This is a genomic window from Gluconobacter potus (assembly GCF_015244705.1).
Taxonomy (GTDB): domain Bacteria; phylum Pseudomonadota; class Alphaproteobacteria; order Acetobacterales; family Acetobacteraceae; genus Gluconobacter; species Gluconobacter potus.
The window spans coordinates 190,618-212,669 of record NZ_JABCQF010000001.1 but is presented as its reverse complement, the minus strand read 5'-3'; the positions used below and the strand labels follow the sequence as shown (position 1 = coordinate 212,669).

The following is a 22,052-nucleotide window of genomic DNA, read 5'->3' as shown; positions in this document are numbered from 1 at the left end:
GCGGTGCTCATTCACCTTTGAGACGCGAATTGCACTCCGACCAGTAGCCGCCGCCCTTCTGGATCCATTTCAGCGAACCGTTGCCGCCATTCGCCTTGTTGGCGTTGTACTGGGCCACGCAGGTCTTCTGACGGGCCTTGCCGGCAGAGAGCTTGCTGAACTCCGGAGAGATGGCCGTCGGGAACACGACATTGCCCGACGAAGCAACCGCTGCCTTGGGCGCGATCGGGGCCTTTGTCGCGGCAGGAGAAGAGTCCGGCGCTGCGGCGCTGGTGGAAGCAGCGGGGGTTGCAGCAGCGGTCGGGGCAGTTTCAGCCGCGGCGGCCGGAGCAGCGGCAGCCTTGGTCGTTTCACCACAGCTGGCGGCCTTGAAGGCCTTGTAGGACTGGCCGTTCAGGGAACCATTCTGCTTGGCCGTCTTGAATGCGGCGTGGCATTCCTTGGCCGTCATGGCATGCGCGGGAGCAGCGCTCAGACCGGCGGCCAGAAGCGCCGCGAGGGAGAGGCCGGAAAAGGCTTTTGTAAACGTCATGCAGAAAGAACCTTCATTCTGAAATCGGCGGGAGAAAACAGCCCCCGCAGCATAACCGCCGGATGGGCGCAGTCAGTTGATGCGCTCACCATGCAGAACCATGTCGAGACCTTCAAGCTCCTCTTCCGGCGAGACCCGCAGGCCCATCACCAGATCCAGAACCTTCAGGATCAGCGTCGTCATGATAACACACCACACCACCGTCACACCCACGGCCTCGGCCTGCGCCACGACCTGATGGACACTGGCGACCGTCCCTTCCGGGTTGGACGCCGTGGCCGAAAGCGGGCCATAGGCAAACGCGCCGGTGAGAATGGCGCCGATGATGCCGCCCGTACCGTGGACGCCGAACGCATCAAGGCTGTCATCATAATTGAAGCGGTGCTTGAGCCAGGTGGCGCTCCAGAAGCATCCAGCACCAGCGATCAGACCGATAAGGACCGCGCTGCCCGGCAGGACGAACCCTGCGGCCGGCGTGATGGCGACCAGACCGGCGACCGCCCCCGAGATGATCCCCAGCGCCGTTGGCTTGCCCGTGCGCGCCCATTCAACGACCATCCAGGCCACGCCGCCCGCAGCGGCAGCGACCTGCGTCGTCAGCATGGCCATGCCCGCGCGGCCATTGGCCCCCAGCGCGGAACCGGCATTGAAGCCGAACCAGCCGACCCAGAGCAGCGACGCACCGATAATGGCGTAGGTCAGGTTGAACGGAGACAGGTCTTCCGTCCCGAACCCCTTGCGGCGTCCCAGAATGATCGCACAGACCAGACCCGCCACACCGGAATTGATATGCACGACCGTGCCACCGGCGAAATCCACCGCGCCAAGCCCCGCGACCCAGCCGGTCGGGCTCCAGACCCAGTGCGCGACCGGGGCATAGACGAGCAGCAGCCAGGCGACCGTGAAGAGGCACATGGAGGAGAACTTCATGCGCTCGGCATAGGCCCCCGTGATGAGGGCCGGGGTGATGACGGCGAACGTCATCTGGAACATCATGAAGACGCTCTCGGGGATCGTCATCGTGACGGCAGCAGGGGTTCCGGCACCAAGCGTGAAGGCGGAATCGACGCCCTCATGGAAATTGTCCGCAACGCCACGCAGCATCGCGCGGGACAGGTCCCCGATCCAGGGCGATCCGGTCGAGAACGCCAGACTGTACCCGGCGACCATCCAGACCAGACTGCCGATGCAGCAGATCATGAAGGACTGGATCAGCGTCGCCAGCACGTTCTTCTTGCGGACCATACCGCCATAGAACAGCGCCAGGCCGGGGATGGTCATCATCAGGACAAAGGCCGTGCTGACGAGCATCCAGGCCGTGTCACCCGTATCAATGGGGGCAGAAGCCGGAGCGGCATGGGCGATGGCGGGCAGCGCAACGGCACCGGCTGCAAGGGAAAGTACGGAGCGCCTCAGCGCAGGGGCGGCCATCAGAGAGCGCCCTCGCCGGTTTCTCCCGTACGGATGCGGATGAGCTGGTCGAGGCTGGAGACCATGATCTTGCCGTCACCGATCTTGCCGGTACGGGCTGCGGTCATGATGGCCTCGATCACGTCCTCGGCGATCGTGTCGGAAACGGCGACCTCGATCTTGAGCTTGGGCAGGAAGCTGACGTGATACTCGGCGCCGCGATAGATCTCCGTCTGGCCTTTCTGGCGGCCAAAACCCTTGACCTCGGTAACAGTGAGACCCTGCACCCCAAGCGGGGTCAGGGCTTCGCGGACGTCATCAAGCTTGAACGGTTTGATGATGGCAGTAACGAGCTTCACGAACGGCATATCCTCGTTGCGGTCTGGCAATCTGTATCAGAGTATGCCCCAGATCATGCCAGTCTCATAATGATATTGGCAGTCCGGCCGTGCCGTTTTCAGTGAATTTTCCCTGAACGAATGAGCCTGTTGCCCAAACGCTGCTCCTCAGGAGCGCCCGGGCATCGCTGCGGGCGGAGAAGCCGGCATGTCCGGGCCGCGATAGGGGCCATCCTGCGGGCGGTTGACCGGCGGGGCGACCAGATTGTCCGGCCAGGGGCTCTGGTCCGGCGTCCCGGAGACGATGGCGGTGCGGCCACGCGGCAGACATTCCGGCATTTCGGTGCGCAGGCGACGCAGCATGCGCTCGCGGATGTCGCAGCCCAAATTCCACATCCCGTTCGCATCGGCCGCACCCGCGATCAGACGGATGGAAATGACCTGCGCGTTGGTATCCGCGATCTGACAGCCGATGGAGGTCTTGTCCTGATCCCAGTCCGGGCACTTGGCCAGTTCCTCGAAATAGATCTCCCGCAGGCGCTCGACCGGCGTCTGGTAGTCCAGCCACAGGAACAGCGAACAGATCAGAGACGGCGAGCTGTGCGTCCAGTTCTGAAACGGATTTTCCAGGAAATACGAAATCGGCACGATATAGCGGCGGCGGTCCCAGGTGCGCAGGACGACATAGGTCGCGTTGATTTCCTCAACCCAGGCCCAGTCCCCGTTCAGGATCAGCATGTCCTCCATGCGGATCGGTTGGGTGACGGCGATCTGGATACCGGCAATCAGGTTCGACAGGGCCGGACGGGCGGACAGACCGACGATCAGGGAGGCCGCACCGGCAGACGCAAACAGCGAGACGCCGAATTTCTGTACCGAATGGAAGACCATCAGCGAGGACGCGACCGTCAGCACGCCGAACGAGATTTCGATCAGACGACGCAGGACGCGGATCTGCGTCTGGTGCGAGCGCGCGGTGATGTCGTCTGTATGTTCCTTGGCCGTGATGCGGTTGAGATACTGGTCCGTCAGCAGGCGAAACGTCTTGATGATGCCGAAGCCAAGATTAAGGATGAACAGGCACAGGAACGCCTGTTCCAGAAAGGTCATCGTCGAGGACGTGAATCCGGTCGTGGCCTGCAGGGCGGCACTGGCGGCGATGATCATCAGGAAGTTGCGGATGGTCGTCCGCAGACGCGCAATGATCGCATGAATGAACTGGATGCGACGCAGGCCCGGCAGCCGAGGCAGGGCCTCCGTAATGACGCGGCTGAACAGCAGCGCAATTCCCGCCGCCAGAAGCAGCAGCAGGATCGAACCCAGCGGAGCGGGAAGCCAGCTCAGAAGATGCCCGACCCGGCTCATGGAATTGACGTAGGAATGTTCGATCATGCGCTGTGCGGTTCCCTTTCCTCTGCATATTCAAAATCTGTCCCTTCCCGGTACGCTGTCAGGAAAAGGAGATGTGCGGCAGAGGCTCAGGCCTTTCTTCCGCGAACGGTCATGATGACGCAGAACAGAACATCAGGGAGAATGAATTGTTCCCTGCCGTCCGGCCCTCATACGAAATTACCGGAAGAAAAATCTCTCCCGCAGGATGACAGTGAAGCACAGCAATGGCAGCCTGAGTGAAATTTTCTCAGCGTAGATGCTCTCGGCATCATGATTGACTTCGAAAATTATGCGTTCCGTCGCCCCTCTTTAACGCTATAGTTTGCGGATTTCAGGAACACTCATGGGTTATGACCTCAGTATTACCCGCGACCCCATCTGGACAGGACGTCCGGGCCGCAGCCTGACACTGGAAGAATGGTTTAACGTCATCCAGCGCGATGACGAACTCTGCTTCGCCCTCTCCTCGGAACCCCGGAAGTACCCGTCCTGTGATGCCGAGTGGCTTGCCCACCCCAAACCTGAAGAGGCACCGCATGGTACGTTTTTCGTGTGGGGCGGAGGCGACGTCATCTGCAAATATCCGGACGAACACCAGATGATCAAAATGGTCCGGATCAGCCGCAAGCTGAACGCGATCGTCATAGGCGACAACGGCGAACGCTATGATCTGGATGAAAACGGGAAGCTGGTCGTCCATGACGAAAGTGCCCCTCCTCCGTCTCCGAGACCGGTCACTTATGGCATTGGCTGCAATCCCTGCGAAAAATTCACAAAGGCCGTGGCAGCTTCCAAAACACCGGACGGTCTCATGTTCTACCAGTGGTATCTTGGCCTGATCACAGCCGTGAATGCCATGCGATACGAGGACGGAAAATCGGTCATGACGTTTCCCCTGACACCCGAATTCATCAGGGAAGATCAGATTTTTCTCGCGCAATACTGTCAGGAGCATCCGGAGCGGCTGTTTCATCGGGCCGCTCTGGCATTACTGCAGTTGCGGCTGGCGCGCTGCGGGTCGTAACGCGCGCCCCCTTCCGCTCAAACCGCCGCAGGAGTAGGACAGGGGCAGGGAGATGAGTACGATGAAAAAAACCCATTACGACCTCTGCATCAACGGTGCCGGACCTGTGGGCGCCACGCTGGCGTGTCGTCTGGCGGCAGAGGGCGTGCGCGTCCTGCTCATCGACCGTAGCGCCCTGCCCGGCATGGAAGACCCTGCGCTGGACGGCCGGGCCTATGCCATCGCGGAAGGCTCCCGCCGGATGCTGGCCGATGCCGGGATCTGGGACAATCTGCCCAACGTGGCCCAGCCGATCCATGAGATCCTCGTGGCGGACGGGCGCCCGCATGAGGCACCGTCCCCGCTGACGCTGCATTTCGGCCCCGAAGACGCCCCCGAAGGCCAGAGCTTTGGCTGGATGGTCGAGGCGCGGGATCTGCGTCTGGCGATCAACCGGACGCTGACGCAGTATGACAGCCTCGATGTCCATGCGCCGGATCTGGGGAGCTTCACGTTCCATCCGGATCATGTCTCCATCCGTCTAGCGTCGGGCAGAACCGTGACGGCAAAGCTCGCCGTGGCGGCGGAAGGTCGGCGCTCCCCGCTGCGTCGGCAGGCACGGATCGGCCTGACCAAGATCCCCTATAATGAGTACGGCATCGTCGCGACCATCGCGCATGAAAAGCCGCATCACGGCGTGGCGCTCGAACATTTCCTACCGGAAGGTCCGTTCGCGCGTCTGCCCATGCCCGGCACGGCCGAACATCCGCACCGCTCCGCCATTGTCTGGGCCGAAGGCGAAGGCCGCGCCCAGCGTTTCCATGCCCTGCCGGACGAAATCTTCGGACGGGAGATCAAGGCCCGCATGGCAGATGAGGATCTAGGCGAGATAACGCCCGTCGGACGCCGCTGGATTTATCCGCTCTCCGCCCAGTACGCCCAGAGCTATATCGGCCCCCGTCTGGCACTGGCCGGTGACGCCGCGCACGGCATCCATCCGATCGCAGGGCAAGGCCTGAACATCGGCTTCCGGGACGTGATTTCGCTGGCAGACCTGCTGATCGAGGCCCACCGGAACCGCAAGGACATGGGAAGCCGCGAACTGTTGGTCCGCTATCAGCGCAACACCCGCCCCGGCAACATGGCCATGCTCGCCGCAACGGATGCACTTGAGCGCCTGTTCGGCAACGATAACCCCGTCCTGCGCCGTCTGCGCGATATCGGCATCGCGGGCGTCCAGCGCTTTCCCGCCCTGCGCCGGGCCTTCGTGCGAAAGGCCATGGGCGTATGACGGGAGCGGCCGAGGAGACCTCCATTACCGACAGATCATCGGACCTCGTGGCCTTCTGGAAGGACATGCAGTCCCAGGCATGCAGCTGCCATGACCCGCTGATCCAGGATGTTTTTTCCACCAATATCGGCGACCATCCGGATTTTGCGTCTGCACTGGCCTCCCTGCTGGGCACGAAACTGGCGGACCGCTCCATCCCGGCAACGACGATCACACGCCTCGTCGCCTCGATCCTGAGCGCCGAGCCCGACATCGCGGAAGCAGCGGCGGCAGATATTCTCGCGACCTATGACCGCGATCCGGCCTGCCCGGACCTCGTCACGCCGTTTCTGTTCTTCAAGGGATGGCAGGCGCTTCAGGCCTACCGGATTTCGCACCATCTCTGGACGAAGGGGCGACAGCATCTGGCGCATCATTTCCAGAGCCGGATCAACGAACTCTTCGCCATCGACATCCACCCCGCTGCCCGTCTCGGACGGCGGCTGAGCATCGATCATGGAACGGGGATCGTCATTGGCGAGACCAGCATCGTCGAGGACGACGTCTCGCTGTTCCAGGAAGTCACGCTGGGCGGAACCGGCAAGCTGACCGGCAACCGTCATCCCATCGTGCGCCGCGGCGTCATGATCGGATCGGGGGCCAAGGTCCTGGGCCGTCTCGTCATTGGGGAATATGCCCGGATCGGCGCAGCCTCGGTGGTGCTAGAAGACATCCCGGCCTATTCCACCGCGGTCGGCAACCCGGCCCGGATCGTCGGAACCGTGCCTCGGCCGGCCTGATGTGCATTTCAGGGTCCGGAGCCAGCGCCCCGGACCCTGAGAGCTGTTACTTGTTCGAGAACCTGAACGTCGTCGTGTAATCGAAGGTCTGGCCCGGCTTCAGCTCGGTCGTCGGGAAAGACGGGTGGTTCGGGCTGTCGGGATAGTGCTCGGCCTCGAACGCGATCGCATCACCCTGACGATAGGCATGACCGGACACACCGGCATAACCGCCATCCAGCGAATTGGACGTATAAACCTGAAGTCCCGGCTGGTTCGTCAGGATTTCCATGCTGCGGCCCGAACGCGGATCATAGACCTTGCCGGCCAGACGCGGTGCCTGGCCATAAGGCCCGTTGACGACCCAGTTCATGTCATAGCCACGCGCATACATCATCTGCGGATCGTTGCTGCGCAGACGGTCCCCGATGACGGTCGGCTTGCTGAAATCAAGCGGCGTGCCGGCAACAGGCGCGATCTGGCCGGTCGGGATGGACGTTGCGTCCGTCGGCGTGAAGCCATCCGCGTTGATCTGAAGCACTTCCGGCTCGATGGAGCCCGAGCCCTCGCCGTTCAGGTTCCAGTAGCTGTGGTTCGTCAGGTTCAGAACCGTCGGCGCATCGGTCGTGGCGACATAATGCAGCGACAGGGCATTATCCGTACCAAGCGTATAAGTCACATGCGTCGTCAGCGTGCCGGGGAAGCCCTGATCGCCGTCATGGCTGACGAGCTTGAGCGTCAGATACGCGCCACTGGCATTGGTGCCGGTCTTTTCAATCGTCCAGACGTTCTTGTCGAAACCCTTCTTGCCACCATGCAGCGCATTGGGCGGAGCCGTGATGTCGGTGTGGTAGACCTTGCCTTCAACGGGGAAATTGCCGCCCGCGAGACGGTTGGCGTAGCGGCCGATGATGGCGCCGAAGAACAGGCCGCCCTTCGCGCTGTCGACCGTGTAACCCTTCAGGTTGTCGAACCCGAGAACCACGTCCTGGACATACCCCTCACGGTCCGGCGTCTCGACGGACTGGATGATGCCGCCATAGGTGATGATACGGGCAGTCGTGCCGAGGCCGTTCTTCAGGGTCACGATCCGCACGGGCTTGCCGTCCGGCGTGCTACCCCAGGGCTGGCTTGCAACGGTGGGATGCGCCTGCGCCACGCCAGCGCCCACGGAGAGGGCCGCGACTGTCGCGAGAAGCGCGCTTCTGGAGCCGAAGAATCTGGACATTGAAAACCTCCCGGGTGTTGAGTTGGGGCCACAGTGGTCCCAAAAACCCTGAGGGGTCAAAGCCCGGAAAGTGGCGGAAGAGCATCTGGATCGTTAAAGCAGATCCCCTCTTCAAACGACCAGCATTTGCAGACATACAGGGATGCACGCTATCGGAGGATACGTTATGACTACGCCCCTCCGCAGTTTTCCGCGACGGATGGCGTGTGGCCCATGGGGGTTCATGGAGTCCTGCAGGGAACGGATTATGAAAATTTCCGTTTTCCTGTGACTTCTTCGTGAGCACAGGGCCGGGAAGGGCATTTTGGGGATGGTTATGGACTTTCGGCAGGACGAAAACGAAATCCGGGAGACGCGCTCACGTCGTGTGTCACGCCGCGGCAGGGCGCTCGCAGGGGCCCTCGCCCTGCTGACGCTCGGAGCCTGTGGCTCGCTGCGCAACCCGCCGCCGAAGGATCCGGACGACCTGGCGGACTACAAGGCCGCCAACGACCCCTACGAACCTGCAAACCGCAAGATGTACAACCTCCAGATGTGGGCCTACCACAAGGTCCTGCGTCCGGTAGGCAAGGCCTGGATCTGGGCGGTTCCCAAACCCGTGCGTCATTCCATTGCAAACGTGAATGAAACCTGGCGCGAGCCTGCAGTGTTCTTCTCCGACGTCGGCGCAGGCAAGCCGCGCCGCGCCGGAGACGCCTTCATGCGCTTTGCCATCAATATGAGTGCCGGTGTGGCCGGCTTCTTCGACGTCGCGGGTCTCGTCGGCTACAAACAGCATGAGACCGATCCCGGCCTGACGCTGGGAACCTGGGGCGTGGCCAGCGGGCCATACCTGTTCGTTCCGTTTGTCGGCCCGACCAACATCCGCGACGGCATCGGCTACGGCATCAGTCAGGGCCTCACGCCGATCAACTATGTGCCTCGCGGCTATGATCTGCTAACCTTCAACTGGGCTTACAACGTGGCCGGGACGATGGAAGGCTATGCCAGCTCCATCGACCAGATCGACCATCTCGAACAGGACAGCCTGGACCCGTACTCCTATATCCGGAGTGCCTGGCAGCAGAACCGTCAGAGCCAGATCGACACCATCAAGGGCGACGATCGCGCAACAACCCCTGACTGGTACAACTGAGGAGAACGACATGTTCAACGTATTTTCGCGCCGCACTATCCTTGGTGCCGTCGTCTCCCTCGCCGTTGCAACGGGGGCCGCTCACGCCAGCACGGCGACGGATTTCGTGAACTCCTTCGGTGGCCGTCTGGCTGCTGTGGTCAATTCGGGCAAGTCACTGGACGAGAAGAAAAAAGAAGTTCTCCCGCTGCTCAAAGAGAACGTCGACATCACCGGGATCGGCCGCTACTGCCTCGGCAAATACTGGCGGACTGCCACTCCCGCCCAGCGTGACAAGTACATCTCTCTGTTCGATCAGGTGCTGGTCAACACCATCACGGACCAGATCGGCAACTATCAGGGCGTGAGCTTCCGCGTCACGACGACCAGCACGACACCGGAAGGCGAGCGCGTCAACGCGCTGATCGACCGTCCGGGCCAGCCGGAAGTCAACATGCAGCTCATCATCGGCGGTAACCCGCCCAAGGTCGTGGACATGTATGGCGAAGGTGCCAGCCTGCGCATGAACCAGCGCGGCGATTACAGCTCCTATCTGGCCCGCCATAACGGCGACGTCGATGCGCTGAACGCCGCCCTTGAGCGCCAGCTGATCCATCACCAGTAAGATACCGCTCCAGGCACTGCTTCGGCGGTTGTGAACTCCTGAAACGGACGGCTTTCCAGCGGGAGGCCGTCCGTTCTGCTATCCAGCGCCCCATGAGACAAGACCGGATGACAGACCCGACGTTTCCAGAAGCCGGAACAACCGCACGGAGAAAGGGTTTTCCCGGTTTCGGGCTTCAGGGCGTCATTCTGGCGGTCTTCACGCTCGCCTGTCTGACGTTTTTCGGGTGGGCCTGCTGGAAAGGTCTGTGGTTCCTCTCGTTCTGCGACGAGGGCGAACATCTTCTGGGCGGCCGGATGCTGAACGAGGGTGGCAGGCTGTATGTGTCCTATGTAGATACGCACGGGCCGGTCATCTTCATGCTGTCCCAGCTCTATGGCGCCCTCTTCGGATGGCATTTCCCACAGGGTGCCCGGCTGTTCCTGCCTGTTCTGGCACTCATGGCGACCGCGTCCCTCTGCGCCACATCCGCCCTGCCCGGCCACCGCCAGCGTCTTCTCGCCAGTCTGGTCTTCGTCGGTGGGCTTGCGTCCTACTGGCTGATGGACGCGTTCTACATGGTCAGTTTCTACGCCGTGGCCGGGTTTCTGACCGTGGCACTGCTGGCCCTGTTCGTCGTCCCGGCGTGGCTCGGCAGAACTCCGCCTGCCCTGCCTTCAGCGCTTGCGGGTCTGTGCCTGATCCTGATCCTGGCATGCGCCTACGCCTATGGTCCGGGGGCCCTCCTGATCGTGGCGTCCGCCATCTGGCTTCTGGCCGGACAGAAGAACTACCGGGCCATCCGGGCCTTCGCAGGGGGTGTCCTTCTTGGCGTGTTCCTGCTGGGTCTGTGGTTCCTGAGATATGCGGATCTCGGAAGTTTCGTGGTTTTCCATATCCTCTTCAACCAGATCGCCTATGCCCCGTTCATCCATTTCGGACCGGGCACCTTCTTGCTCTCGCTTCTGCCCTCTTTTCAGGGTGAGGCGTTTTACCCCACCCTCGCCCACACCCTGCTCATCGGCTCGCTTTTCCTGCTGCTCTACCGGCGACCGGGACGGAACAGGATCGCCATCCTGATCGGCTTCGCAGGCATTATCCTCCTCAACGCCCGTGCCGCCGTGGGCTTCAAGGACGGGCAGACCCTGATCGTGGCGTTCGCGCTGGCAGGACTGGGGCTCATGGCGTTTTTCGGGCAGCGCGGGAATCCGGGCAGAACGGTCGGCAGTGCTTTGCCCTGCGCCATCCTGATAGTGCTGGCGTTCTGGGGCAGCAGCCACCTGGCCACCAACACTCCCTTCGGCTGGACCTACCGGGACACCACCCACAGGCCCCCTTACACGCTCTATCAGCCGCTCAATGATGCCATCAGCCAGAAGGTCCGCGCCCTCGTCCCACCGGGACAGCCCATCCTGATGCTGCCCTACATGCCCGAATTCTACTGGATGGCCGACCGGCGGCCGCCTTATGGCTATTACGAGTATCTACCCTGGGACTGGGTTTATGCCCAACACTCCATCCCGGGCTATCCGCATGATCTGTGCCAGAGCCTGCTGAAGGACCCGCCGCCCCTGATCGTCTACACACCCGAGACCGATCCCGCGTCGCTGACAGTCCGGCCGTTTTTCGCCTGCGTCAGGGAAAGACTGGCCAGCCTTTACATGCCGGTCGAGGGGTTCCCGTCCCTGCACGTCCTGCGCCCCCGATAGGGCGCCCGGACGTCAGTCCGCCGTGATTTCGTACAGCAGCATGGTGTCGCCGTTGCGATCGAAGGTCTGGGTGTGGTGCAGGCCGAGACTGCCCAGAACCGTGCGGGACGCGAGATTGTCTTCCCGCGCAACCGCCACGATCCGTTTCTCGCCACAGTCGAGCACATAGCGTAGGGCGGCCGCTGCGGCTTCGCGGGCGATGCCACGCCCTGTGGCCCAGGGGAACAGGGCAAAGCGCAGTCCGAGACCGCGTCCGTCAGGGCGTTCATGCACGCCCGTAATGCCGACGAAGCGACCGTTCTCGCGGATGGCAAAGATCCCGACACCCCGTCTGGCCCAGAAACTGACGTCTTCCGCCATTTCCTGTTCGGTCGTGGTGCGGTTGCGGACACCGCCCAGCATCCGCGCGAACGCTCCGGCATTGCCCTTGAGCGCCACCATGTCTTCGAGATCCGGCCAGTTGACCGGAGTCAGGACAAGCCGGGCGGTACGGATTTCACGCCCCAGCACGCAGCTCTCCCTAGCCCTTCAGCATAGACCCTCGGCGAACGGGAGATCCCGCCCGCCGAGGGGAAAACGCCGGATCAGCGGGCCAGCGGGCGATACTTGATACGGCCGGGCTCGGTCGCATCCGGGCCCAGACGGCGACGCTTGTCGGCTTCGTAGTCCTGGAAGTTGCCCTCGAACCACTCGACATGGCTGTCACCCTCGAAGGCGAGGATATGCGTGGCCAGACGGTCAAGGAACCAGCGGTCATGGGTAATGATCACGGCGCAGCCGGCGAATTCCGCCAGAGCGTCTTCAAGGGCACGCAGCGTATCGACGTCAAGATCGTTGGTCGGCTCATCGAGCAGGATGACGTTGCTGTCCTGCTTGAGCATCTTGGCGAGATGGACGCGGTTGCGCTCACCACCGGACAGGACGCCCACGCGCTTCTGCTGGTCGGAGCCCTTGAAGTTGAACGCCCCCACATAAGCGCGGGACGGAACCGTGCGCTTGCCAAGCTGGATGACGTCCGTACCGCCGGAAATCTCTTCCCAGACGGTCTTGCTGTCATCGAGCGTGTTGCGGGACTGGTCGACGTAACCCAGCTTCACAGTCTCACCGATCTTCAGCGAGCCGCTGTCGGGCTTGTCGTCGCCGGTGATCATCTTGAACAGCGTGGACTTGCCCGCGCCGTTCGGCCCGATCACACCCACGATGCCGCCCGGCGGCAGCTTGAAGCTGAGATTGTCGATCAGCAGACGGTCGCCGAAGCCCTTCGTGAGGTTCTCGGCCTCGATGACCGTACCACCCAGGCGCGGGCCCGGCGTGATGACGATGTCTGCCGTACCACCAGCCTTCTCGGCGTTGGCGGCCAGCATTTCCTCGTACTTCGTGATACGGGCCTTGCTCTTGGCCTGACGGGCCTTGGGCGAGCTGGAAATCCACTCCTGCTCGGCGGCAAGGGCACGCTGGCGGGAGCTTTCTTCCTTCTCTTCCTGGGCCAGACGCTTGCGCTTCTGGGTCAGCCAGGAGGAGTAGTTGCCTTCGAACGGATAGCCGCGGCCACGCTCGATTTCGAGGATCCAGTTGGTGACGTTGTCGAGGAAGTAACGGTCATGGGTGATGACCATGACGGTGCCGGCATAGTCACGCAGCGTCTTTTCGAGCCAGCTCACGCTCTCGGCGTCGAGATGGTTGGTCGGCTCATCGAGCAGCAGGATGTCGGGCTTTTCGAGCAGCAGGCGGCACAGGGCCACGCGGCGCTTCTCACCACCGGAGAGGTTCGTCACCGGGCTGTCGGCGGACGGGCAGCGCAGGGCATCGAGCGCGATCTCGAGCTTGCGGTCCAGCTCCCAGCCATCGCCGGCGTCGATCTTCTCCTGAAGATCGGCCTGCTCGGCCAGAAGCGCCGTCATCTCGTCGTCGGACATCGGCTCGGCGAACTTCATCGAGATCTCGTTGAAGCGGTCCACGGCCTTCTTCAGCTCACCGAAACCCAGGGCGACGTTCTCGCCAACCGTCAGGCTCTCGTCGAGCTTCGGCTCCTGCTCCAGATAGCCGATGCGCGCGCCCTCGGCGGCCCAGGCTTCACCGCCATATTCCTTCTCGATGCCGGCCATGATCTTGAGCAGCGTGGACTTACCCGCGCCGTTCACACCAAGGACACCGATCTTCACGCCCGGCAGGAAGGACAGGGTAATGCCCTTGAAGACTTCACGCCCACCCGGATAGGACTTGGTGAGGTCCTTCATGACATAGACGTACTGGTAGGCGGCCATGGGAGGTCTCCTCAATCGGTGGATGGGCGGGGAAGAAGCGGAACATCCGTCCCGCATGAATCAGGTCGACACACCGTGCGCCCGGAGGGACTCGAACCCCCAACCAAGCCGTTATGAGCGGCCGGCTCTAACCAATTGAGCTACAGGCGCGCGGGTGCAGTCCGAAATCGCCCAACTCGGGTCTTTTTGCAAGGGCCGACATGGTGGAACATGTCTTTTTAAGTTAGTGTGTCACGCCTTCCCGTTCCTGAAAGGCCGTTCAGGCGACCTTTGCTGCCGTTGCGAGATGGCGCCAGTGGTCCGTATTGCCCGAAGGAATGTCCGATGCCTGCACATACTGCAAAACTGCACAGCGGTGCCCATCTGACATGATACAGGCCGGGCCGGTCGCGCTCATCCGCAAACTGCGATGGCTTTACGCCCCCGATCCGGTCATGGCCGGATATGCGCTCCGGACCACCTGCACGTCCCTGCTCGCCCTCGGCATCGCGCTTTGGATGGAGCTCGGCAGCCCGCAATGGGCCGCCCTGACCGTCTGGATGGTCGCGCAGGGCACGCGCGGACGCAGCCTTGCAAAGGCCAAGTGGCATCTGTTCGGCATGGTGGTCGGCGTCATCAGCGGTATTACGCTGGTCGCGGCCTTCCCCCAGGCGCCGCTGATGTTCATCCTCCTGCTGGCGGTCGGGATCGGCACGTTCTGCATGATCGGCACATTCATGCCCGGTCCGGCATCGATGACGAACTACCGCATCCACGGCATGCGCGCCTCGGGCTTCACCTACGCCATCGTCTCGCTCGACGGCATCGCGGACCCGCACCACATTTTCGCCATCTCGATGTCGCGCGCCACCTACATCCTGCTGGGGATCGTGCTCGAAGCCTCGATTTCGGGCCTGTTCCAGCTCGGCCTGACCAAACGCACGCGCCACCAGCTCGCCAGCACGTTCGAGGACACGCTCAAGCCCGCCCTGACCGCCATTGCAGGCATTCTGGTCGGCAATAAAGGGGCCATGCAGAACGTGCAGGCCATCTTCACCCAGATCACGACGCTCGGCGATCAGGTGGAGTTCGCGGAGGTCGAGCTCGGCCGTCACGACCATGCCGGAGACCACGCCCGCGCGGCCTTGGCCGACATCGCGGTGCTTCTTGCCCGCGCGCTCGATCTTGCGACCCTCATGCGCCTGCCGCTCAGTCAGGACGACATGTTCCGCCAGGAAGCCGAAGCCATCCGCGACATGTTCCTGAAGCTGCCCGCGCGGCTCGAAGGGACGGAGAGCATGGCCTCCATCCTGGCCGACCTGCTGACCCTGCGCCGTCAGTGCCGCCAGAAGGTCGTCTCGGATTTCAGCACCGCACAGCCGGACGATGCGGCCCGCGAGGCCGTCCTGCGCCACGGCATGCTCCAGCAGGCCCTCGTCGAGCTGATTGACGCGCTGCGCATGGCGCTGACCCAGTTCGAAGCCAGCCGCCATCCGGGACCCCATGACCATTTCCATTCGCCCATCCGGTCCTATCGCGACTGGCAGCAGGCCATCACCAACAGCCTGCGCTCTTCCGTCACGGTCTTCGGCGCGGGCCTGATCTGGATCTGCACGGCCTGGCCCAGCGGACTGACCTTCATCATGTTCGTCTGCATCGTGTGCAGCCTGTTCTCCACGCTCGAGCGGCCGGCACTGGCCACACAGGCCTTCCTGCGGGGCGCATGCTGTGCGGTCGTCGCGGCCGGCGTGCTCAATCTCGCGCTGATGGGCAAATCGACGACGTTCGAGATGCTCGGCATGTGGTCCGGACTGGCGATGATGATCGGCGGCCTGGCCTTCGCTTACCCGCCCCTGACCCTTCCGGCCGTGTCCTACAACCTGTTCCTGCCCATCCTCATCGGGCCGTCCAATCAGGCGAAGACGGACGAAATCGTCTATTTCAACACGGCCCTGCCCCTGGTTCTGGGCCTGCTTTACGCCTCGTGGATGTACCGCGTCTTCCTGCCCTACGATCCCGCACACCAGCGCTGGACCATGCGCGAACACATCCTGCGGGACCTGCACCGCATCGCCGATGGCCGGGCGCAGGAAACGGTGGACAGCGTGGTGTCGCGCAACGTGGACCGTTTCGTCCGGCTCATGACCAATTCGGGCTCGACACCGTCGCCGGTCATCCAGGCCTATCTGACGGGAATCCTGTCGGGCATGCGCGTCATGCTCAACCTGCTGCGGCTTCAGGCCATCCGGCGTGACACGCGTCTGAATCCGGAAGCCGGACAGGCGCTGGCACTGGTCATGGGACGCATGAGCCATTTCAGTGGCCGCTATCACGGACATTACGGTCGCACCCTGCGGGCGACCAAGCTCGCGATTCTCCGTCTGCGCACCTGCGAGCGCAACGAAGACCGCCCCCGGGAGCGCTTTGTCCTCATCGCAGCCCTGACCAGTCTGGACGTCATCGCCACGGAACTGGACACGAACCGCATCTTCTTCGATGCCCGCAGCCCGTATTTCGACCCTGCGCTTACACCCGCTGAGCTGGAGTCCACCGGCTGATCCCGGAAAATTTCCCCGGCTGATACAATCCTCACGAACTGATCACGAAGAAATGTTCTGCAACACACTTCCCTTTTCCGGGAAACAGGAGAATTGTTCGATTTCAGCCGCGGGTAACCGCGGACGACAGGTTTAAGACCTACTGGGTTTCAGAACTAAGGATACCGTGATGTTTCGTCGTATCGTGCCCGTCCTCGGCCTCGCCCTCGGGCTGGGTCTGGCTTCCCAGGCTGCCATGGCACAGGAACAGTCCCCCCCGCCCCCGCCGGCCGTCCAGGGTACGCCTGGCAAGGACTTCACGGGCGTTTCGCCCTCCAACCTTGCAGGCATCATGAACTACTGCGTCGAGCAGCAGTACGTCTCCTACGATGAAGGCAACCCGGTCCTCTACGGGCTGAGCGAGAAGTACAAGGCCACCGAACAGACGGTCGGCAACTTCGACTATGCGCTCGGCACCGCCGGCTATTTCGACAGCAACGGCAAGCGCTTCTACCTCGTGGCCTACACGAACGAAGACGATCGCCGCGCCGCCTGTCACGCCGCCGTCAAGGCCGCACAGCCGATGCTCTGAGGCCCTTTCCGCAAGGACCGTATCTCCAGAAGCTCCCCTGCCCGAAGGCACGGGGAGCTTTTTTATGTCTGCTTCCCCGCACCGGACCGGACTTCTGCCTTTCCACTCTGGGCAGAGGCTCCGGGCGCCGGTAGTATCCCCGCCTCTCCAAACAGTTCAGGACATGGACATCATGGACGTTTCCAAGATCTCGCCCGGCAAGGACCTGCCCAACGACATCAATGTCGTTATCGAAATCCCGCAGGGCTCGCAGGTGAAGTACGAAGTGGACAAGGACAGCGGCGCGCTCGTCGTTGACCGTTTCCTCTTCACGCCGATGGCCTATCCGGCCGCCTATGGCTTCATTCCGGGCACACTGGCCGCCGACGGCGATCCGGCCGACGCCCTTGTCCTGACGCCGGCTGCCGTTGTTCCGGGCTCCGTGATCCGCGCCCGTCCGATCGGCATGCTGAAGATGGAAGACGAGAGCGGACAGGACGAGAAGATCATCTGCGTCCCGCACGACAAGGTGCATCCCCAGTTCACCAACGTGCACTCCGTGGACGACCTGCCGGAAATCACGAAGAAGGCGATCACGCATTTCTTCGAGCGCTACAAGGATCTGGAACCCAACAAATGGGTCAAGGTCACGGGCTGGGCTGACAAGGCCGAAGCCGGCAAGGTCATCATGGAAGCGCTCGCCGCCGCCAAGTAAACAGGCAAGTCAGGCACAGGCGGGGCGGATACGCCCCGCTCACGGCCCTGTCTGATGCTTTTGCAAAAAACCCCTGCCTCCCCCCGGAGGCAGGGGTTTTTTCTTGCCCAATATCACATGAATTTGTGATTATTTATGATACAAGTAACATTATTTTATGATCTTTAGCGGTAAATGTGTGTTATCTCGCCAATGCTAACCTGCTTTCCAAGGAATCAGCGGCTTGTCTCGAGTCCATCTCCACGCAGCTTTCTGCCTGGTCACATTTCTTCCGTCCTGCGCAATCGCCCAGAGCCTTGGAGCCACAAGCGCCACAGCTCAGGATGGCACTGCACGGCACTCTCCCCCCTCCAGCACGGGAGCAGCTTCCAGCCCAACGCCATCGACCGTCCAGAGCTACAGTCCCAACGCAAAAGTGACCCAGATCCAGGTCACGGCGCCCCAGCAGATCATTCCACCCGTCATCTGGCCGTCCGAAAACTCGGAACTCCCGAGCGAACGCGTCAACACGCCGCTGAACCAGATCTATTTCGGCAATGAATGGGTGCCGCCCCTCCCGAACCCGGAAGCGCTCCTGACCAACCCGTTCGGCTGGAACACATGGCTGCGCGATCGTGGCGTCGCCCTGACGATGGACACGACCAACGAATTTTCCGGCGCCATCACCAGTCCGACCAAGGGCTATGGCCTGAAGCAGGGCAGCAGCAATGCCGGCCAGTACAGCCTTGAGAACGATATCGACTGGGAAAAGCTCGCCAATGTCCGCGGCTTCTCGACCCATGCGCTCGTCGTGGGCCGGTACGGCATCCCCGGCAGTCGCATGTTCGGCGACAACCTCAACCCGAGCTCCGAAATCTACGGCGCCGGCGGCAATGTGGTCGTCCATCTCGTCTACGTCTATGCGGAAGAGACGATCGCCAAGGGCCGTGTGGACCTGGCGGGAGGGCGTATTCCGTTCCTGAACGATTTCTCGTCCAACCCGCTCTACTGCACTTTCCAGAACAATGCGTTCTGCGGAAACCCGAAAGCGTCTTCCGACAACACGACACACTCGTCCTACCCGGATGCAAGCTGGGCCTTCCGTGTCCGGACCCGTCCGACCACCAGCACCTATATCCAGACCGGCGTATATTTCGCGCAGGCCGGCATTTACGCCAACACGCAGTACCGCACGGGCTTCAAGTTCAACGGCGCCGATATCCATGGCGAGGCGATCCCCGTCGAAGCTGGCTGGGAGCCGCTGTTCGGCAAGGACAAGCTGCCGGGACACTACAAGCTCGGCTATTCCATCGACAACGCGCCGCACAAGGACAACTACTATGACATCAACGGGCAGCCCTATGTCATCAGTGGCCTGCCTGCCCGCATCCTGCACTATTCATGGTCGGCCTGGGCGCTTGCGGACCAGATGGTGCTGCGGCATCACGTCAAGGGCAATCCCGATGCAGGCCTGATCCTGCTGGGAGGCATGTACGCCAACAGCCCGCGGACGCAGCTTCGTGGACAGCAGTATTTCGCGGGCCTGATCGATACCGGATTCTGGGCATCGCGCCCGCTGGATACGATCGGCATCAACTTTACCTACGTCCGCGTCTCCAAGAGCGCCACCGAAACCGAGCGGCTTCAGGCCCTGTACGGCATGCCACTCATGGCAGGATCCCTGACACCTCAGACATTCGGCGAAGTTCTCGAAGCGACCTACCGCATCCATGTCATGCGCGGTGTCACCTTCGCGCCGGACTTCCAGTATTTCTTCCGACCGGGCGCCCAGAAGGCCCTCAAGGACGCCGCGATGCTCGGCTTCAAGAGCCACATCCAGTTCTTCTGAGCCCCTATCCGGGAAGCACCGTCTCGCACGACGCTTCCCGGACGTTCCGGCCACAACGTTCTTTCAGCAAGGTGGCCAGATCCGCCGCCTGCCTGCGAATTTCCGGAATGGCCGTCGTCTCAAACAACGTGCCCCAGCGCATCGGCCCCAGCGCGAACAGATCTCCGGAACACCGCCCGGCCGCATCGGTCAGCGCGCCATTCTCGCAGCAGTGCAATCCGCCCAGAGCGGTCTCCCGCACCATCCCGGCCTCAAGAAGCCCGTGAGGAAGAGTGTCCGCCATCTGCCGGTAAGCCCGGCTTGGTCCCGTACAGTTCACGACATGATCGGCGGACAGCGTAAACGGACCCGTCCTGTCACGCGCCTGAACCTTCACCTGTCCGGCCTCAAGACCCAGATGAGTCACCTGCCCGCGCCGACAGTCCAGCGTGCCGTTTTCCAGTTCCGCAACCATGAACTCCGCCACCTCCGGCGCGACGCGATGCCGCACGATGTCCCAGCGTCGCTGAAGATGTCGCCGAAAGCGCTTTTTCTCCGCCAGATCCAGAGCCTGCCACAGCGGATTGATCCGCGGACGCAGCGCATCGACCGCACTGCGCCAGCCGATCCCTTCGGACAGACTGTCCCGGAACGCCCGGAAATACGCCCGCGCCGTCGCAGGCGTTTCCGGAGGGATGATATCCGTTTTTGCAGGAGCGGAAGGCGCATGACGCTCGGGACACCAGCCGTGACGGGACAGGGCCACAACCCGCCCCCGATGGCCGTTTTCGCGCAAGCGCATCAGCACGTCGAGGGAGGTCAGCCCCGTTCCAATCAGGACAACGGCCGCATCGGGCGCAATCCGGTCATAGAATCCGTTATCCCAGCCTGAGGGATGATACTGCCCACTCCGGGCCAGCTCGGGGTCGACCCGGGCGACAGGCGCGGGGCCGAAATTGCCGGTCGCGAGCACAATCTGATCTGCCTGGAGCCTCTCTCCATCCCCAAGTGCCAGTTCCAGCCGCCCCGCGACGCGCTGGCAGGACAGGACGCTGGTCTGCCGCCACTCAGGACGCGCCTCCGCCCAGAGGCTGGACAGATACTGCCCGAATACGGCCCTCGGCATGAACTGGCCGGGCGTGACGTCCGGATCGTGATGCGCGCGGAGCCAGCGCAGGAAATGCTCCGGATCATCGGGATCAGCACTCATGCCGCCCGCTGGAACATTGAGGAAATGGCAGGGAGACAGCGTGGAATAGGCCAGCCCGACCGCAGGGCGTTCCGCAGGATCAATTACGACGATCCGCGCCTGAACATGCAGCCTGCGCAGGTTCCAGGCCAGCAGCGTTCCGCTGGCCCCGCCCCCGATGATGGCAATGAGAGGCCGGTCTGAAGAAGACATGCTGCCGTTTTTCTCCACAGGATCGTCTGCGAAACGGAGCATGGCTGAAACAATGGAAACTGAGCGGGACGTTTCGTAACAGACGTTCTCGAAAACCGCTCAACAGGGCATCAGAAAGCCTGCCCAGAAGGGAATAGTCCGTAATTTTCAATGTTCTGGAAATCTTCTGGAGCGGGCGATGGGATTCGAACCCACGACCCCAACCTTGGCAAGGTTGTGCTCTACCCCTGAGCTACGCCCGCACTCCGTGGTGGGGCTTATGACCGAATCAACGCCACAGCGCAAGAGGGATTTTTCAATTCAGGAGCAATATCCTCTTTCCGGCACAACACCCCACGTCCCAGCCCTGCACCCGGGACTTGCACCCAGGACTTGCACACGGGGCACGCACATCCGATCTTTCAGGGAACTTGTCTTTCCAGCGAACGGTTCCCGCCCCCATGAGCAGCACATTCGACGAACACCTGATTGGTCAGTCTTCCAACAAGGCCCCGGCAGGCACAGCCGCCACCATCATTGACGCCGATCAGACGAACTTCATGGCGGATGTCGTGGAAGCCAGCCGGGAAATCCCGGTTCTGGTCGATTTCTGGGCGCCTTGGTGCGGTCCGTGCAAACAGCTCACACCCGTGCTCGAAAAAATCGTCCGTGCGGCTGGCGGGCGGGTCAGACTCGTCAAGGTCGATGTGGAAGCCAATCAGGCCCTCGCCGCACAGCTCGGCCAGCTGGGTCTGCCGCTCCAGTCCATCCCGCTTGTCGTGGCTTTCTGGAAAGGTCAGGTGCTGGATCTTTTCCAGGGTGCCCAGCCGGAAAGCGAAGTCCGCCGCTTCGTGGAGTCCCTTCTGAAACTGGCCGGTGACGTCATGCCCGCCACGGAAATCCTGGCCGCAGCCCGTCAGGCGCTGGCCGACGGACACGCGGATCAGGCCGCCGGTCTGTTCTCGCAGCTTCTGGAAGCCGAGCCTGAAAGCCCTGAAGCCTGGGGCGGCATGATCCGGGCGCTCATTGCCCTGAACGAACCCGAAGCCGCCCAGGACGCTTCCGCGCAGGTGCCCGCAAAGCTGGACAGCCATCCCGAGATCACTGGCGCCCGGGCCGCGTTGGCGCTCCATGCCGAAGGCGCAAAGGCCGCCTCGGAGCTTGAAACGCTTCGCCAGCAGAGCGCTGCCGCACCGGACGATTTCGACCTGCGCCTCAAACTGGCCGCCGCCCTCAACGGCGCAGGCGAGCGGGCGGAAGCCGCCAATACCCTGCTCGATATCCTCCGCAAGGACCGCAACTGGAACGACGGCGCCGCAAAAACCGAGCTTCTGCGCTTTTTCGAGGCGTGGGGACATACGGATCCTGATACGCTGGCGGCACGACGCAAACTCTCTTCCCTTCTGTTTTCGTGAGCCG

Annotated in this window: 19 protein-coding genes and 2 tRNA genes; 11 read left to right on the top strand and 10 right to left on the bottom strand. The window is 62.4% G+C overall.

Going from position 1 to position 22,052, the window contains the following annotated elements:
- Nucleotides 1-7: 7 nt before the first annotated feature.
- From HKD31_RS01015 to HKD31_RS01000, 4 genes are all read right to left on the bottom strand, one after another.
- Nucleotides 8-532 (bottom strand): hypothetical protein, encoded by a 525-nt coding sequence (locus tag HKD31_RS01015; protein WP_062500343.1) that lies wholly within the window; start codon nucleotides 530-532, stop codon nucleotides 8-10.
- Between the two features lie 72 nt (nucleotides 533-604).
- Nucleotides 605-1,963: an ammonium transporter gene (locus tag HKD31_RS01010; protein ID WP_276529674.1), complete on the bottom strand. Its 1,359-nt coding sequence runs from the start codon at nucleotides 1,961-1,963 to the stop codon at nucleotides 605-607.
- Nucleotides 1,963-2,301, bottom strand: a complete 339-nt coding sequence (locus tag HKD31_RS01005; RefSeq protein WP_024716650.1) for a P-II family nitrogen regulator — start codon at nucleotides 2,299-2,301, stop codon at nucleotides 1,963-1,965. The genes HKD31_RS01010 and HKD31_RS01005 overlap by 1 nt, the downstream gene beginning before the upstream one ends.
- Nucleotides 2,302-2,448: 147 nt before the next feature.
- The gene (locus tag HKD31_RS01000) at nucleotides 2,449-3,672 is read right to left on the bottom strand and encodes a mechanosensitive ion channel family protein (RefSeq protein ID WP_024716651.1); all 1,224 of its coding nucleotides are present in this window, start codon (nucleotides 3,670-3,672) and stop codon (nucleotides 2,449-2,451) included.
- Nucleotides 3,673-4,015: 343 nt separating this feature from the next.
- On the opposite strand from HKD31_RS01000, the gene HKD31_RS00995 reads away from it, so the two are divergent.
- From HKD31_RS00995 to cysE, 3 genes are read left to right on the top strand one after another with little or no spacing between them, the layout of a single operon-like run.
- Nucleotides 4,016-4,696 (top strand): hypothetical protein, encoded by a 681-nt coding sequence (locus HKD31_RS00995; RefSeq protein ID WP_194263939.1) that lies wholly within the window; start codon nucleotides 4,016-4,018, stop codon nucleotides 4,694-4,696.
- Nucleotides 4,697-4,748: 52 nt separating this feature from the next.
- Nucleotides 4,749-5,966 (top strand): UbiH/UbiF/VisC/COQ6 family ubiquinone biosynthesis hydroxylase, encoded by a 1,218-nt coding sequence (locus tag HKD31_RS00990; RefSeq protein WP_194263940.1) that lies wholly within the window; start codon nucleotides 4,749-4,751, stop codon nucleotides 5,964-5,966.
- A complete protein-coding gene (gene cysE / locus HKD31_RS00985; RefSeq protein WP_052327459.1) occupies nucleotides 5,963-6,745 on the top strand; it encodes a serine O-acetyltransferase in 783 nt (260 codons plus the stop codon). Before HKD31_RS00990 ends, cysE begins: the two co-directional genes overlap by 4 nt.
- Before the next feature lie 46 nt (nucleotides 6,746-6,791).
- Here cysE and HKD31_RS00980 read toward each other — a convergent pair whose 3' ends face one another.
- Nucleotides 6,792-7,952, bottom strand: a complete 1,161-nt coding sequence (locus tag HKD31_RS00980; protein WP_194263941.1) for an aldose epimerase family protein — start codon at nucleotides 7,950-7,952, stop codon at nucleotides 6,792-6,794.
- 316 nt (nucleotides 7,953-8,268) lie between these two features.
- Here HKD31_RS00980 and HKD31_RS00975 point away from each other — a divergent pair, with 316 nt between their 5' ends.
- The 3 genes from HKD31_RS00975 to HKD31_RS00965 all read left to right on the top strand — a co-directional run bounded on the left by HKD31_RS00975 (nucleotide 8,269) and on the right by HKD31_RS00965 (nucleotide 11,379).
- Nucleotides 8,269-9,087 (top strand): MlaA family lipoprotein, encoded by an 819-nt coding sequence (locus HKD31_RS00975; protein WP_062497159.1) that lies wholly within the window; start codon nucleotides 8,269-8,271, stop codon nucleotides 9,085-9,087.
- A 10-nt stretch (nucleotides 9,088-9,097) separates the two neighbouring features.
- Entirely contained in the window at nucleotides 9,098-9,691 is a 594-nt protein-coding gene (locus tag HKD31_RS00970) for an MlaC/ttg2D family ABC transporter substrate-binding protein (protein WP_062497157.1), read from the top strand.
- A gap of 107 nt (nucleotides 9,692-9,798) precedes the next feature.
- Nucleotides 9,799-11,379: a hypothetical protein gene (locus tag HKD31_RS00965; protein WP_194263942.1), complete on the top strand. Its 1,581-nt coding sequence runs from the start codon at nucleotides 9,799-9,801 to the stop codon at nucleotides 11,377-11,379.
- Nucleotides 11,380-11,391: 12 nt separating this feature from the next.
- Here HKD31_RS00965 and HKD31_RS00960 read toward each other — a convergent pair whose 3' ends face one another.
- The 3 genes from HKD31_RS00960 to HKD31_RS00950 form a co-directional block, all read right to left on the bottom strand.
- Entirely contained in the window at nucleotides 11,392-11,889 is a 498-nt protein-coding gene (locus HKD31_RS00960; RefSeq protein WP_194263943.1) for a GNAT family N-acetyltransferase, read from the bottom strand.
- 74 nt (nucleotides 11,890-11,963) lie between these two features.
- Nucleotides 11,964-13,643 (bottom strand): energy-dependent translational throttle protein EttA, encoded by a 1,680-nt coding sequence (gene ettA / locus HKD31_RS00955; protein WP_062497151.1) that lies wholly within the window; start codon nucleotides 13,641-13,643, stop codon nucleotides 11,964-11,966.
- 76 nt (nucleotides 13,644-13,719) lie between these two features.
- A tRNA-Ile gene (locus HKD31_RS00950) sits at nucleotides 13,720-13,793 on the bottom strand.
- Nucleotides 13,794-14,011: 218 nt separating this feature from the next.
- Here HKD31_RS00950 and HKD31_RS00945 point away from each other — a divergent pair.
- The 4 genes from HKD31_RS00945 to HKD31_RS00930 all read left to right on the top strand — a co-directional run bounded on the left by HKD31_RS00945 (nucleotide 14,012) and on the right by HKD31_RS00930 (nucleotide 19,273).
- On the top strand, nucleotides 14,012-16,180 hold the full coding sequence (locus HKD31_RS00945) for an FUSC family protein (protein ID WP_194263944.1): 2,169 nt from the start codon (nucleotides 14,012-14,014) through the stop codon (nucleotides 16,178-16,180).
- 169 nt (nucleotides 16,181-16,349) lie between these two features.
- The gene (gene adhS, locus HKD31_RS00940) at nucleotides 16,350-16,751 is read left to right on the top strand and encodes an alcohol dehydrogenase subunit III (RefSeq protein ID WP_062497149.1); all 402 of its coding nucleotides are present in this window, start codon (nucleotides 16,350-16,352) and stop codon (nucleotides 16,749-16,751) included.
- A 172-nt stretch (nucleotides 16,752-16,923) separates the two neighbouring features.
- A complete protein-coding gene (gene ppa / locus HKD31_RS00935; protein WP_062497205.1) occupies nucleotides 16,924-17,445 on the top strand; it encodes an inorganic diphosphatase in 522 nt (173 codons plus the stop codon).
- A 223-nt stretch (nucleotides 17,446-17,668) separates the two neighbouring features.
- Nucleotides 17,669-19,273, top strand: coding sequence for a carbohydrate porin (locus tag HKD31_RS00930; RefSeq protein WP_081107317.1), 1,605 nt, complete (start codon nucleotides 17,669-17,671; stop codon nucleotides 19,271-19,273).
- A 4-nt stretch (nucleotides 19,274-19,277) separates the two neighbouring features.
- Here HKD31_RS00930 and HKD31_RS00925 read toward each other — a convergent pair whose 3' ends face one another.
- Together HKD31_RS00925 and HKD31_RS00920 are read right to left on the bottom strand one after the other, a co-directional pair.
- Nucleotides 19,278-20,654, bottom strand: coding sequence for an FAD/NAD(P)-binding protein (locus tag HKD31_RS00925; RefSeq protein ID WP_194263945.1), 1,377 nt, complete (start codon nucleotides 20,652-20,654; stop codon nucleotides 19,278-19,280).
- 167 nt (nucleotides 20,655-20,821) lie between these two features.
- A tRNA-Gly gene (locus tag HKD31_RS00920) sits at nucleotides 20,822-20,896 on the bottom strand.
- A gap of 198 nt (nucleotides 20,897-21,094) precedes the next feature.
- On the opposite strand from HKD31_RS00920, the gene HKD31_RS00915 reads away from it, so the two are divergent.
- Entirely contained in the window at nucleotides 21,095-22,048 is a 954-nt protein-coding gene (locus HKD31_RS00915) for a thioredoxin family protein (protein WP_194263946.1), read from the top strand.
- Nucleotides 22,049-22,052: the final 4 nt, after the last annotated feature.

Bases quoted from the DNA above. Each gene is read 5' to 3' on its own strand.
- HKD31_RS00945 (WP_194263944.1), top strand. From the start codon at position 14,012: ATGATACAGGCCGGGCCGGTCGCGCTCATCCGCAAACTGCGATGGCTT.
- HKD31_RS00965 (WP_194263942.1), top strand. From the start codon at position 9,799: ATGACAGACCCGACGTTTCCAGAAGCCGGAACAACCGCACGGAGAAAG.
- ppa (WP_062497205.1), top strand. From the start codon at position 16,924: ATGGACGTTTCCAAGATCTCGCCCGGCAAGGACCTGCCCAACGACATC.
- HKD31_RS00975 (WP_062497159.1), top strand. From the start codon at position 8,269: ATGGACTTTCGGCAGGACGAAAACGAAATCCGGGAGACGCGCTCACGT.
- HKD31_RS01015 (WP_062500343.1), bottom strand. From the start codon at position 532: ATGACGTTTACAAAAGCCTTTTCCGGCCTCTCCCTCGCGGCGCTTCTG.
- HKD31_RS00980 (WP_194263941.1), bottom strand. From the start codon at position 7,952: ATGTCCAGATTCTTCGGCTCCAGAAGCGCGCTTCTCGCGACAGTCGCG.
- ettA (WP_062497151.1), bottom strand. From the start codon at position 13,643: ATGGCCGCCTACCAGTACGTCTATGTCATGAAGGACCTCACCAAGTCC.
- cysE (WP_052327459.1), top strand. From the start codon at position 5,963: ATGACGGGAGCGGCCGAGGAGACCTCCATTACCGACAGATCATCGGAC.
- HKD31_RS00915 (WP_194263946.1), top strand. From the start codon at position 21,095: ATGAGCAGCACATTCGACGAACACCTGATTGGTCAGTCTTCCAACAAG.
- HKD31_RS01010 (WP_276529674.1), bottom strand. From the start codon at position 1,963: ATGGCCGCCCCTGCGCTGAGGCGCTCCGTACTTTCCCTTGCAGCCGGT.
- HKD31_RS00995 (WP_194263939.1), top strand. From the start codon at position 4,016: ATGGGTTATGACCTCAGTATTACCCGCGACCCCATCTGGACAGGACGT.
- HKD31_RS00925 (WP_194263945.1), bottom strand. From the start codon at position 20,654: ATGTCTTCTTCAGACCGGCCTCTCATTGCCATCATCGGGGGCGGGGCC.
- HKD31_RS01000 (WP_024716651.1), bottom strand. From the start codon at position 3,672: ATGATCGAACATTCCTACGTCAATTCCATGAGCCGGGTCGGGCATCTT.
- HKD31_RS00970 (WP_062497157.1), top strand. From the start codon at position 9,098: ATGTTCAACGTATTTTCGCGCCGCACTATCCTTGGTGCCGTCGTCTCC.
- HKD31_RS00990 (WP_194263940.1), top strand. From the start codon at position 4,749: ATGAGTACGATGAAAAAAACCCATTACGACCTCTGCATCAACGGTGCC.
- adhS (WP_062497149.1), top strand. From the start codon at position 16,350: ATGTTTCGTCGTATCGTGCCCGTCCTCGGCCTCGCCCTCGGGCTGGGT.